This is a genomic window from Zooshikella ganghwensis DSM 15267 (assembly GCF_000428585.1).
Lineage (GTDB): Bacteria > Pseudomonadota > Gammaproteobacteria > Pseudomonadales > Zooshikellaceae > Zooshikella > Zooshikella ganghwensis.
Map to the genome: position 1 here is coordinate 17,094 of NZ_AUAF01000011.1, position 13,026 is coordinate 30,119.

General features: G+C 41.3%; 9 protein-coding genes. 5 read left to right on the forward strand and 4 right to left on the reverse strand.

The window, feature by feature from the left end:
* Positions 1-207: 207 nt before the first annotated feature.
* Complete coding sequence (locus F607_RS28085; protein ID WP_084611094.1) at positions 208-1,740, forward strand: TolC family protein; 1,533 nt, start codon at positions 208-210, stop codon at positions 1,738-1,740.
* Between the two features lie 70 nt (positions 1,741-1,810).
* On the opposite strand, the gene F607_RS0104255 is transcribed toward F607_RS28085, so the two are convergent.
* Positions 1,811-2,950, reverse strand: a complete 1,140-nt coding sequence (locus tag F607_RS0104255; RefSeq protein WP_038289996.1) for a methyltransferase — start codon at positions 2,948-2,950, stop codon at positions 1,811-1,813.
* A gap of 135 nt (positions 2,951-3,085) precedes the next feature.
* Here F607_RS0104255 and gorA point away from each other — a divergent pair, with 135 nt between their 5' ends.
* The 3 genes from gorA to F607_RS0104270 all read left to right on the forward strand — a co-directional run bounded on the left by gorA (position 3,086) and on the right by F607_RS0104270 (position 9,425).
* Entirely contained in the window at positions 3,086-4,453 is a 1,368-nt protein-coding gene (gene gorA, locus F607_RS0104260) for a glutathione-disulfide reductase (RefSeq protein WP_038289999.1), read from the forward strand.
* Positions 4,454-4,900: 447 nt separating this feature from the next.
* On the forward strand, positions 4,901-7,672 hold the full coding sequence (locus F607_RS0104265; protein ID WP_027707078.1) for a hybrid sensor histidine kinase/response regulator: 2,772 nt from the start codon (positions 4,901-4,903) through the stop codon (positions 7,670-7,672).
* Positions 7,673-8,099: 427 nt separating this feature from the next.
* Positions 8,100-9,425, forward strand: coding sequence for a Na+/H+ antiporter family protein (locus tag F607_RS0104270; protein WP_027707079.1), 1,326 nt, complete (start codon positions 8,100-8,102; stop codon positions 9,423-9,425).
* Here the strand turns inward: F607_RS0104270 and F607_RS33965 are convergent.
* The 3 genes from F607_RS33965 to F607_RS0104290 form a co-directional block, all read right to left on the reverse strand.
* Positions 9,387-9,638 carry a hypothetical protein gene (locus F607_RS33965; protein WP_027707080.1) on the reverse strand — a complete coding sequence of 84 codons (252 nt, stop codon included), beginning with the start codon at positions 9,636-9,638 and terminating at the stop codon, positions 9,387-9,389. The two genes, F607_RS0104270 and F607_RS33965, sit on opposite strands and share 39 nt — an antisense overlap.
* Before the next feature lie 193 nt (positions 9,639-9,831).
* Complete coding sequence (locus F607_RS32520) at positions 9,832-10,863, reverse strand: GIY-YIG nuclease family protein (RefSeq protein ID WP_027707081.1); 1,032 nt, start codon at positions 10,861-10,863, stop codon at positions 9,832-9,834.
* A 351-nt stretch (positions 10,864-11,214) separates the two neighbouring features.
* Positions 11,215-12,195, reverse strand: coding sequence for a polyprenyl synthetase family protein (locus F607_RS0104290; RefSeq protein ID WP_038290002.1), 981 nt, complete (start codon positions 12,193-12,195; stop codon positions 11,215-11,217).
* A 510-nt stretch (positions 12,196-12,705) separates the two neighbouring features.
* On the opposite strand from F607_RS0104290, the gene rplU reads away from it, so the two are divergent.
* On the forward strand, positions 12,706-13,017 hold the full coding sequence (gene rplU / locus F607_RS0104295) for a 50S ribosomal protein L21 (RefSeq protein WP_027707083.1): 312 nt from the start codon (positions 12,706-12,708) through the stop codon (positions 13,015-13,017).
* The last annotated feature ends 9 nt before the right edge of the window (positions 13,018-13,026 follow it).

Here is a 13,026-nt window from a genome sequence, read left to right on the forward strand (position 1 = left end):
TATATTTCTATCTAAAAAAAACAGTGAGTTAGCTATAGTTGTTATATGTAGGTAATAAGACAAAAATGTTCTTATTACCTGCATTTTGGTATCTGAAATGATTTGGGGTGGACGATGCCAATGCTAGTTTTTCTGTAATAATACTCATAATGCAGGGTATAAATTGAATAACATTTAATTGGTTATATTCGCGGGGACAGTTGCGCCATGAAAATTATCCACGGATGGATGCTTTTTTTGGGGTTATTAACATTGGGGGGGTGCGTAGTGACACCAGAACCTATAAACCCAGAAAAAACAGCACAACGAGTAATGAACGACATTGATCAGATGTTTAGAGAGCAGATACCTGTGTCGGGGGAAATTAGCCTTTATGAAGCAATGGCCCGAGCAGTAAAATATAATATTGATCATCGACTGAAAATGCTTTCTCAAGTAGTCAAAAATAGAGAGCTTGATCTATCTAAGTACGACTTGCTTCCAAGATTAGCGGCTTCCGCAGGCTATAAACATCGGGATAATGAAAATGCCTCAAATAGCTTTTCCGTGAGTAGAGGCGTGGAGTCGTTGGAAACTTCAACATCACAGGATAAAGAACTCTGGACAGCTCAAGCTCAGGTTGTTTGGAACGTTCTGGATTTTGGTGTTAGTTACCTCCGACAGCAACAGCATGCAGATAAAGTACTTATAGCTGAAGAGCAACGTCGCAAAGTTGTGCAGAATATTGTGCAAGAGGTTCGGCAAGCCTATTGGCGGGTGGTTGCTGCACAAGCGATTGAACAAAATCTACATACAGCCATTCGTGACATTGAAAACTCACTTAATACAGCCAGGCGAATGAAGGCTGATGGATTACAGCGGCCAATAAAAACCCTTGAGTTCCGGCGTGATTTATTAAAAACTTATCGCGGCTTGTTGAAGAAAACCGATGAATTAGCTTTGGCTAAGGCTGACTTGGCACGACTGATGAACTTGCCCCCAGGTACATATTACCGGGTTATGTCGATGCCTAAAAATGAAAGCCCTTTTGCGTTTAATGTACAGCAATTGGCATCGTTGCAGTTAGCCGCATTACGTTACCGGCCTGAACTAAGAGAAATGGATTATAATGCCCGTATAGTTGAGAAAGAGGGTACGATTGCTAAGCTGGAATTACTGCCTGGTTTATCATTTACCCTGGGCGGCTACTATGATGACAACAGTTTCTTATTAAATCAAAGTTGGGCAGAGGCGGGTATACAGGTTTCCTATGATTTAGTTAAGCTAGCAACGATACCCGATGTTAATGCACTACAAAACTCACGTAATAAATTAGTTAATTTACAACGTAGGGCATTAAGTTCTGCTATTTTAGCTCAAATGGAGCTGGCTGTGCGTAGTTATTTAATTGCAAAAAAAGATTATGAGTTATCTTTAGCGGCTACAGATATTGAAAACCAGCGTTATCGCCAATACCGAGCGCAAGGAGATACTGGTATGGCTGCTCGGTTAGAGCTTACTCAGGCAAAAGCGGATATGCTGCTAGCATCGTTAGATCAGCACTTTCAGTATGCTCAGATGCAAACACAATTTGGTCTTGTAGTAAATTCCTTAGGCATTGATCCATTGCCACAAGTGGTAGCCAGTCATAACTTGCCTGCTTTAACATCAAGCATGAAAAGGTATTTTCAAGAGCAATTACCAAAACAATTACAAGAAGTATTAGCTGAAGCCAAGACAATGAAAGTGGCAAGTCGATAACAAAATGATACCCTGCACATGAGCTATACTTGCTTTTACAAAAAAGGACCTTGGCGCAGGTCCTTTTTAGTTAAAGTGATTTTGTAGCGCGAAGAATTACAAATTTTCTATCGTTGGCGATCAATGTACAATTTCCAAAAAGCCGTTTTAGCTTCATATGGTAATTCAAATGCCTATTACCTATGACTGTCAAAGCACCACCTGCTACTAACTTCTGTTTTGCTTGTTTAAACATGCGCCAGGCAATTTGGTCTCCGACCGTATGCTGTTGGTGAAAGGGTGGATTACACAGAATTTCGTCAGCTTTCGTTGTTATACCTTGTAAACAGTCATTGACAATAAACTGCACATTTTGCCTATTAGCAAACCTGTTCTGCCACGTCCGTTTAGCTGAATCAACGGCCATAAATGATTCATCAGTAAAACTGATACTGGCGTCAGTATTTATGATGCCTGCACAGACACCAAGCACACCATTACCACAGCCTAGGTCAACAATGTGTTGGGCTTTTTCTAGGGCTAAAGACGGTAAGTGCTGTAAAAGTAATCGAGTACCGATATCTAACTTCTGTCGAGCAAAGACATTGGCATGACCATAAGCGGTGAGTGTTTGATTAAGAAAAGTAAACTTGTAAGAACTTAGGGCAGACTTTTTTATAGCTGAGCCAGTATTGACTTCAGTGTGGAAAAGGCGTGCTTTTTTTTGTGCTAACGATGCCTGGGTTGGACCTATAAACTGCTCTAATGTTTCGATAAGCGTTGGGGGGAGATGCTTTATCATTCCTCCTGAAACAAATGTGGTATTAGGAGAAAGATAGGAATATAAACGTGTTAGCTGTTCAATGAGCAATGAATTATTTTTAGGGACTTTAAGTATGACAAGGTCATAACTTTCAGATAGTTCTGATAATGGTGTGAGCACTGAGACATCTGCACTGGCAATCTGGTTGACTTGAGCATTGTGAATGATGCCTTGATGACTGAGAAAAGAATCGCTGATAACCGTCGGATGTTTCTGGTGAAGCGTGAGTGAAAGTGCGCCCCACTGATCATTAAGGATGATGGGGTTTTGCCAGCTTTTAGCTGACTGTGCAATAAATTCAATCAAGTATTCATCGGCAGCATCCCAAGCTTGCAAAGTATCTTGGGAGCTTATTGGGTAGCGGGTAAGCTGTAAGTTAGTTATGGCATTACTAAATGTTTTCATCATGTTGCCGGTCAATAAATATATTTGAACAGATTCAGCTCATGCATATAGGGAGTTGCTGCATTTGGTGGCTGACCTATAATGGCGGCATTATACTGAAGTTTGTTTTTATCTGCGCAATTAAAAGAGATGCTATTTATGGCGAACTCGAATTATGATTATGACTTACTGGTTATTGGTGCAGGATCTGGTGGGGTTCGAGCCAGTCGTATGGCTGCATCGCAGGGTGCAAAAGTAGCAGTTGTTGAGTCAACTTTTTTGGGAGGAACCTGTGTCAACGTAGGCTGTGTACCCAAAAAGCTGTTTTCTTATGCAGCACATTTTGCTGAAGACTTTCATGATGCCAGGGGATTCGGCTGGTCTATTGGTGAAAAAGACTTTGACTGGTCAGTGTTAAGGCAGAATAAAGATAAGGAAATTCAACGGCTGAATGGCATATATCAGCGCTTACTGGAAAATGCTGGTGTTACCATCATTAATGGTCAAGCACGTTTTATCGATGAACATACTGTTGAAGTGGGTGATGGTCATTACTCTGCTGAGCGAATTTTAATTGCGACAGGTGGGCAGCCTTTTGTTCCTGAGTTTCCTGGGCATGAGCATGCGATTACGTCAAATGAAGCCTTTTATTTAGACTCGTTACCAAAGCGTGCAGTCGTTGTTGGAGGCGGTTATATAGCACTGGAGTTTGCGAGTATATTTAACGGATTGGGTGTTGAAACCACACTAATTTATAGAAGAGAGCTTTTTTTGCGGGGATTTGATGACGATGTACGTCATTTCATGCGTGATGAAATTGAGAAAAAAGGTATTCAGTTACGCTTTAGTGAAGATATTTCTCGTTTAGATAAACAGCAGGATGGCACTCTCCAGTGTCATTTAAAAACAGGTGGTGAAATTAACACTGATTTGGTGCTATACGCTACAGGTCGTGTACCAAATACATTGGGCTTGAATTTAGCGCAGGTAGGCGTTGAAACTGACCAACAAGGTGCAATTGTTGTTAACGAGCACTTTCAAACCTCTGTTCCTTCAATATATGCGTTGGGGGATGTTATTAATCGAGTGCAGCTAACGCCTGTGGCACTGGCTGAAGCCATGAGCTTGGTTCGTCACTGGTACCAAGGCAGCTATGAGCCGTTAGATTACTCATTGGTACCTTCTGCTGTGTTTTCTCACCCTAATATTGCCTCCGTCGGGCTAACAGAAGCGCAAGCAAGGGATCGTTACAGTAAGCTGGATATCTATCGAACCAGTTTTCGTCATTTAAAGCATACACTTAGCGGTAGCGATGAAAAAACGCTGATGAAGCTTATTGTGGATAAAGTGACTGATAAAGTCATTGGTTGTCATATGGTGGGTGCGGAAGCTGGAGAAATAATGCAAGGACTGGCTGTCGCAATCCAAGCTGGTGCGACAAAAGCAGTTTTTGATAGAACAATAGGCATACACCCAACTGCAGCAGAAGAGTTTGTCACCATGCGTGAACCTGTAGTTGAAAGCTAAATTATAGGAGCAAAATAACAGACCCTAACAATGCTATAAAGTGTTTTGAGATAGTTGAAATGGTCTAATAATGATTAAGCGGAGTTTATATTGTATTAATTTTATATTACATATAGAACTCAGTGTCATTGAAGTAGACTACTATAGTATAAAGGACATAAACTCCCGGCTTAATATACCCTTCACGAATCATTTTTAGGGCTTGTTGTCAGCGCTCCAAGGATGGTGGGAATGCAGTTTATGCATAATGACATGGATGTCATATAGTCAAGAGCAATGCAGGAGCTATTGCCGAGGAGCATTTAACGGCCGCTCCTAAAAAACCTTTGTTTTGGGTATATAAACGTTATCAATGACTTTAAAGTTTTTTGAAAACCGATAATCATAGAGAAATATAAAAGATAATAAAGCAAGGAATACCTATTGTTGGGGGTGCACACACAGCAAATGGACCTTATGCGAAATGGTTTAACGATTAAAGGGAAAATATATGCACTCTTTTTATGTTTGTTGCTATCTGTAGGCTTGTTGGTTACAAATGGCTTAAAAAGTGTGAATGGCGTGAGTGAGTTATTGCATGAGGTTAGAAAGAGTCAAGCTAGTATAAAAATGTTACAGAGTGTTGATGAAGAAGTTCGTAATCTTCGAGCTCTTTTGCAAACAGAAAATTATACTCATCAGGTCACTTTGGAGCAGCTAAGAAAAATTGTTTTGGACATTCGTAATAAGTACATAAGCCGTGAAAATATAGAGTTAGTAAATCCTCCCTTTATAGCCAATAGTCTGACTAAACAAGCTGCGTTATTTAACTCAATCCTTCAGCATGTTTATAAATTACAAACTATAAATGAGCGCTTTCAGCAACTTCGCTCAGAACTACTCATTGATGTTAATAGCTTAATGAGCCGACCTTTACTGCCGTTATCAAGTGCTGAAGAAAAACAAACCCTCTTAGCTTTAAAACAATGGCTCATATCTGAAACTGTAGTTTACCAGTCCAATAGTGTGAGTAACTTGTGGTTAGTAAATGCTGGTAAATATATACAGGAATTAGAGCGATTTAGACTGCAAAATAAGTCGGATCAATTACCTGTAATTGGTTTAGCAAATGATATAGATACATTAATCCAAGTACAGCTTAAGGTACAGTCAACTTGGCAGCAATTAACAAATGATTTATACCTTATTGAAAGCAACTATCGAGATCAATTGAGACAATCGTTACTTCAGATTGAACAGTTAAATTTAACGTATGACAATAAATTTCGTGAAGTCATAATGAGTAAATGGCTTGTGGTCATTGTAGTCAGCTTACTCAGTGTATTAATAGCGACTTTACTTATTTTGACTATTGTTATTCCGCTCAAAAAAATAACTCATGCTTTTAAGCAATTAACTGCTGGTGAGCTTGATATAGATATTCCGGGTAAGCATCGTACAGATGAAATAGGAGATTTAGCGTTTGCTGCAAATGTTCTAATTGAAAAAAGTAAACAAACAGTCACGTTATTGGAAAACACAAAACGATTAGTAGCTGAGCAGGAAGCAACCAATAAAGCACTAACGCGAGAAATAGAGCAAAGACAGCAAGTAGAGTATGACTTGGTAAAAGCCAGAGAAGCTGCTGAGCTAGCAAACTATCAAAAAAGTTTGTTTGTTACTAATGTCGCACATGAACTCAAAACACCCATAAGCGGTATTTTAGGCATGTTAAGCCTACTGGACGCAACACGATTAACACTTGAACAGAAAGAATATATTGACTACGCGTTTAAGTCAGGAGATGCCACCTTAGCAATGATTCATAATATGCTGGATTACACGACCCTTGAAACAGGGCGTATATCTATTCAGCGGAAACCCTTTAGTTTGCACTCGCTTGTTGAAGAAGTCATTTTTTTAAGTGCTTTTCGAGCGGCACAAAAGCAGATAGTTCTACTTTATGATGTTGCGAATTATTTACCTGAACAGTTAGATGGGGATGTTGCTAGAATTCGTCAGGTATTACTTAACTTAATCAGTCATACTATTCAGCACACAGATCAAGGTTATATTGCGCTAGATATAAAAGGTCACACCAGTGTTGATGAAGCCGTGGTTAAATTTATTATTCATGATAGTGGGCAATTAATCACTTGGGATCTTTTTGATGAGCGCTATACGTCAGTGACTCAAAAAAATGAAAGTACAGACTCAACAGGCGTTGCTATAGCACGACAGTTAGCGGAATTAATGTGGGGGAAACTGGAAAACGCAACCGTTGATAATCCTGCCCGATTTACATTAACGCTATCTTTACCCACCGTATGTGCTACTGGGGCTGTTATTAATAAGCCAGAGCAAAGTTTGCAAACCGTATTTAGAGGTATTTGGTTGGGTGAAAGCCCTATTATTTATAATTATATTGCGTGCTTAGCTAAAAAGGTAAATTTGTATTTAGTCCACTTAGCTTCATTAACAGAGCTAGCGAATTGGGTCGGTAAAAATAATGTACAGGAGTATCAGTGTTTGCTTGTCAGTAGTGAGCTGATGAGTGAGAGTTATCCTAAACTACTGCAGAATATTCACGCGGTTCATCCTGCTATACGTCAGTTAATAACTATTTGGTACAGCCTGTTTCCACGTTGTGGCGAAGCGAGCCAGTTTAAAGTGGCGGGTTTTAGGGGGTATTTATCACACCCAACTAAGTATAAAGACTTTATAACGCTCCGGCATGCCTTAATGAGTAAGTCTCATGGGTTTATTACCCGTCACATTCAGTCTGATATAGACTTGCCCGAGGGACTTGGCAATAGCCAAATAACAAATGCAAGCGTTGGTCAGCTCAAAGTATTAGTGGTTGAAGATAATCCCGTTAACCAAAAAGTGGCTGCAAGAATGCTGAGTAAGTTACAGTGTGAGGTAAGTGTGGCAAATAATGGGCACGAAGCAGTCAATACCTGGCAGAGTCAGGACTTTGATCTTATTGTTATGGATTGCAATATGCCCGTGATGGATGGTTATGAAGCTACTCGACAAATTCGAATGCAAGAGTCTGGTCAACAACATATCTATATTGTGGCTTTAACCGCTAATGCTTTGGAAGGAGAGCGCGAGAAGTGCTTGCAAGCGGGAATGGATCACTATTTAACGAAACCTGTAAAACTGGTTGACTTCCAACAGCTTGTGGATGAGGTGCGTGAGCACACTTGTGCAAATACGCCTACTGAAACTGTATAGTGATGCTGGTTCAGTCGTTTCAACTCATTTCTTGCCATAAAAAAACAGACAGTTGCATTTTCATGCAAGCTGCCTGTATCCGGGGAGACTCAATGAAAACCAGATAACTCCCTATCTGGTTGCATCATGGTAATTAGTAAGACAGGGGTAGTGATAAAAAGTTTCCCGGCAAAATGAAATTATTTCAAAAAATTATTGTTATAAGTTAATCGCAGACGGCTTAGCTTTTTCTGTCTTTCTTTGGTTGGAGGCTATACATAGCCTGTATTTAACGTTTAGAAAGAAACTTTGTATACACATTTCATTTTCTGTTCAGAGATCAATAGTCTGTATTTTAGCGGGTTTTCAGTCTTGGTGATCAAATGCTGATCGGTTATGATCTTGCTCTTTTGACAAACAACAGACTTAATGAAGTGGTTAACGAACTATGAATTCAGTGGTGGTTGCAGTGTTGGTTATGTTAGTGCTCAGTTTACTGCGCACTAATGTGGTAATTTCACTTATTGTTGGGGCTATTGCCGGAGGGCTACTAGGGGGGCTAGGACTAGAAGAGACAATTAATGCATTTAGTAAAGGATTAGGAGGAGGAGCCCAGGTTGCACTTAGTTATGCGCTGTTAGGTGCTTTTGCGGTGGCAATTGCCAAATCAGGCTTACCTCATTTGATTGCTGATAAAGCCGTAGCTACGTTAGGGAATAATGGAGACCATCCACAAAAAGTAAAACACTTGAAGTATGGGTTGATTGGTGTTTTGGTACTGGTTGCCATCAGCTCTCAAAATATTATTCCTATCCACATTGCATTTATCCCTTTGCTAATTCCTCCACTGCTTATGGTTATGGCGAAGCTGCATCTTGATCGCCGTTTAATTGCCTGTGTGCTGGCATTTGGTTTGATTACCCCTTATATGTTTTTACCTGTAGGCTTTGGCGGTATTTTTCTTAATGAAATACTACTGGCAAATTTGGCTGATAATGGGTTAGCCATTGAAGGAATTAATGCCACACAAGCTATGCTGATTCCGGCTCTGGGAATGTTGGCTGGATTATTGGTTGCTGTTTTTGTCACGTATCGTGGTAAACGTGAGTACGATATTGAAAAACTTCAGGAAGCTGAGAGTATTTCTGTTTCATATTCACCAAAAAGCTTAGGTATGTCTGTTGTTGCCATTGCTGCTGCATTTGTTGTTCAGCTACTAACTGACTCAATGATTCTTGGTGCGATGATTGGTTTTCTTGTCTTTTCGTTGAGTGGTGTCATTAACTGGAAAGCCTCTGATGGGGTTTTTGTTGATGGTATGAAAATGATGTCAATGGTGGGCTTTATTATGATCGCTGCCGCAGGCTTTGCAGAAGTTCTTAGGCAGACAGGGGACATAGCTAACCTGGTGAATAATTCCGCGGCATTGATTGGTAGTAACAAAAGTCTAGCGGCATTGGTCATGTTAGCGGTAGGGCTACTGATTACCATGGGGATAGGTTCATCATTTTCAACAATTCCAATTATCAGCGCCATTTATGTGCCACTTGCCATGCAGTTAGGATTTTCGCCATTGGCTATTGTAGCGTTAGTTGGTACAGCTGCAGCCCTTGGTGATGCAGGTTCGCCTACTTCTGACTCAACACTGGGTCCAACAGCAGGTTTGAATGCAGACGGGCAGCACAATCATATTTGGGATACTGTAGTACCGACTTTTCTTCACTATAACTTGCCACTACTTGTTTTTGGATGGGTGGCTGCAATCACTCTTTAGTAATGCTGTATCGAAGATTGAAGGGGCAGGAGGAGCAAGATAAGACGCCGCGGTGAAGGGAACTCTAAAGGTAAAGGCTTTTCGAACCTGCTGCATTTGCTTGATGACCTCACTGCACTGGTAGTGGCTGAGGGCTAATGCTGCTTCCATCTGCTGCATCTCAGCGACAGCCTGTTGCAGTTGCTTCAATGATGAGTCTGTGAGAATGGACATTGCTTGCCTACTCTTGGCTCTATAAGAGCTTTGACTAGAAGACCAGCTGAATAGTTCGTTTGATGAAAAGATAGAAATTAGTGTCCCCCAGAAGCAGGTAAATCCTGCTCTGGGGGGATTGTTAACGTCTAGTGATATGCTTGAAGTGATAGTCAGTAGCCAAATTAAAAAAAACAGGCTAAATGCGCTCAAATTAAGCGGTCTGCTTTAAAGGCTGCCAGCAGTTCTGAGGACGTAAATACTGAGCTTTAAGTTGTTCAGCCATCTCATTTAGGTTTTCGATTATTGCTAACTGAGACTGCTTTTCGCTTTCAATTTCAGTGGGTGTACGTTGCTTGGTCAATTCACGTTGAGCCTCAATTGCAGCAACCATACGTAACTCTTTTTCTGTTAATGGTTTTGGCTCAGGTTCAGGAGGTGTAACTGCTGCCACTGGGTCATAAGATTGCTCTATCTCTGATAGTGACTGAGTTACTTGATTATCATCCTTTGCTTTTGCACTACTATTATAAGCTTTCGCGTGCTCTGTTAGCTGCTTAAGGATTGATCCCACCGTAGATGTGCTTTCATTATCTTCAGCTGGAGTTGTTTGTGTCCGTGCTGAAGCAGTTTTTTCTTTCGCTTTCTTTGGTGTTGCAGGCGCTTCTTCAAAAGATGGCGCGAGACTGCATGTAGCAGTGTTCTCTTTACTTGGCGGTACAGCCGTTTCTGCGGTATTGCGACCGTTATGATGTGTGTAAGCATCATAAGACTTAGCCATAGCTGTTAGCCGTTGTAAAATAGAAGGTCCTTCATGAGCTTCTATTTTAGCCAATGTCTCGGCTGAGGGCGATGGCGGTTGAGCTGGCGCAGCAGGTGCTGGCTGTTGCTTTGCTGTTACTGCTTGCTCACTCGTGGTGGGTTTAGCTTTTGCGGGTGCTTTTCTCCGTATAGGGCGAGAAATCGTACTGGATGAGCCAAGTTTGTAACCTTTCAAGCTCAATGCGCTGTACGTGTTGATGGCTTCTTGCTCTAGCTCAGCAAGCTCATCTCTGTTTTCCGCGTAATCCCATTCTTCAACACTAAACTCATCAGTGCCGTAGCGAAGAATCTCTTTGTATAGAGGAAAATCAAGATCCATTTCGGCCGCGGCAATAATTTTTGCCCATTGCACCTCAAGTTGGTTACGTGTTGTACCAACATAAACCTGACCAGTGATCTTGTTTGTTACCGTGAAGATTAACAAGGTGACACCTTCGTTACTGAATAGACCCCAAAAAAAGAGCGAAATTATACAGAGGAAGTTTTATGTTGGTAGGGGTTGACACTGCTCTTTTGAAAAAAAGTGATAAAAAGCAAAAGGATTGGAATAATTATACGAAAACTGTTGTTCTGTCACGCTCGCTGATCACAAAAATAGATCACTAGCTCTAATGAAGGCTTAATAAGGGTAGTACGTATATTAATCAGTATGGCTGCAAGGTAAAAGGCATTCTGTATGGTGTAACTTTATCATTTTTCTGCCTAGTGATGAGCAGCAATATGCTGGCTGTAGCCGCCTTAAAAAATAGGCGGCAATAGTATTATGCTGCAGACTTTAATAGCTCCGCTTAATGGCAAACGTAGCTAGGTTAAGCAGGGCTGTTTTATAAAGGGAAGGAGGAAGGATAGCTAAGGCATCTGTTGCTAGCTTTTGCTGCTCAGAGGCTTTTTCGAGAGTGTAATCAAGCGCGCCACTTTGAGTGATGATTGCAATGATTTCTTCAATGTTTACTTGCGCAGGTTTTTGGATAGCTTGTCTAACGCGCAGGGCTGCTTCAGGAGAGCCAGTTTGAATAGTATAAATCAAGGGCAGTGTGGGTTTGCCTTCAGCCAAATCATCACCAATGTTTTTACCCATGGCTTTGGTATCACCTTGATAATCCAGCACATCATCAACCAGCTGAAATGCCATACCCAAGTGGCAGCCAAAACGACGTAGTGACTCACATACCTCGGGATCACTTCCTGCTAATTGCGCAGCTGTATGAGTAGACGCTTCAAACAACATGGCGGTTTTGCCATGAATGACTTGCATATAGTCTGTTTCTGACGTATTCGCATCTCTGATACGCATTAGCTGCATGACTTCACCTTCAGCAATGACATTGGTCGCTGAAGATAAAGTATCCATAATGCCCATATGCCCTAACTGCACCATCATCTGGAAAGCGCGGGAATAGAGAAAGTCGCCAACGAGGACGCTGGGGGCATTACCCCACTTAGCATTTGCGGTGGATTTGCCTCGTCTTAGATCCGAAGTGTCTACCACATCATCATGTAAAAGTGTGGCAGTGTGGAGAAACTCTATAATAGCGGCCAAAGAGATTTGCTGCTCCCCCTGGTAGCCACATGCACGGGCTGCAAGAAGGACGAGCAAAGGTCTGAGTCGTTTACCACCAGCTTGAACAATATATTCAGCTATTTTAGTGACCAGAGGAACTTGTGATGTGAGCTGGATGTTGATGCACTTATCAACAGCAGTAAAGTCATCAGCGACGACTGCGTAGATATCTTGAACAAGCTTGGATTCAGGCATGAGATTTTATGTGCACGATTAAAGAAAACCGCCCGCATGCTAGGGGGGTATAAACATTCTGTCAAGAATGATAACGCGGATACCCTGTGAGATATACCCGCTGGGAATGATTTTTACTTACAGTACGCTTTATCTTACATAGTTTGCTAACTGCTTTCTATTCTAGCCTGACTTAACAGTGCGCTCGTTAGACGCAGTGGCGAGTTAAAGTTATAGGCTAAAATGAAAGCAGGTAATACTTGCTTGACTCAAGTGATTTCCGTAGAATTGCGCGCTCACGCGCGAAAATCCTAGATTTCTTCTTTTTGTTATAAACGCTATAAACATCAAGCTTAGGCAGATATATGCCACTGCTAATGTGCTGTTGTAGCTGTTTATGGGAAGTAATCTTAGTATGCGTTACGCTTGTTTCAGTGTGTGTTACGCATAGGTATTTTCGATTTTATAAATTCCAGATCTAACTGGATGCCTTTAACAAAAAGGCGGCTGTGGATTTTCGGAGATAGATACATGTATGCGGTAATCGTAAGTGGCGGCAAACAGTATAAAGTCGCTGAAGGGGATACCCTAAAGTTAGAAAAGCTGGAAGTAGCCACAGGTGAGGCTGTCGAGTTTGATAAAGTGCTGTTGGTTGCTAACGGTGAAGAAATCAAAATCGGTGCACCTCAAGTTGAAGGGGCCAAGGTTTCTGCTGAAGTGGTTGCGCATGGTCGCGGTAAAAAAGTGCAAATCGTCAAGTTCAGACGTCGTAAGCACCATCGCAAGCAAATGGGTCACCGTCAGTGGTACACCCAAGTTAAAATTACTGGCATTAGTGCGTAATCTACGATA

What these genes read in the sequence shown, in the direction of transcription:
- F607_RS0104270 (WP_027707079.1), top strand. Translation starts at nt 8,100, where the DNA reads ATGAATTCAGTGGTGGTTGCAGTGTTGGTTATGTTAGTGCTCAGTTTA.
- F607_RS33965 (WP_027707080.1), bottom strand. Translation starts at nt 9,638, where the DNA reads ATGTCCATTCTCACAGACTCATCATTGAAGCAACTGCAACAGGCTGTC.
- rplU (WP_027707083.1), top strand. Translation starts at nt 12,706, where the DNA reads ATGTATGCGGTAATCGTAAGTGGCGGCAAACAGTATAAAGTCGCTGAA.
- F607_RS0104265 (WP_027707078.1), top strand. Translation starts at nt 4,901, where the DNA reads ATGGACCTTATGCGAAATGGTTTAACGATTAAAGGGAAAATATATGCA.
- gorA (WP_038289999.1), top strand. Translation starts at nt 3,086, where the DNA reads ATGGCGAACTCGAATTATGATTATGACTTACTGGTTATTGGTGCAGGA.
- F607_RS28085 (WP_084611094.1), top strand. Translation starts at nt 208, where the DNA reads ATGAAAATTATCCACGGATGGATGCTTTTTTTGGGGTTATTAACATTG.
- F607_RS0104290 (WP_038290002.1), bottom strand. Translation starts at nt 12,195, where the DNA reads ATGCCTGAATCCAAGCTTGTTCAAGATATCTACGCAGTCGTCGCTGAT.
- F607_RS0104255 (WP_038289996.1), bottom strand. Translation starts at nt 2,950, where the DNA reads ATGATGAAAACATTTAGTAATGCCATAACTAACTTACAGCTTACCCGC.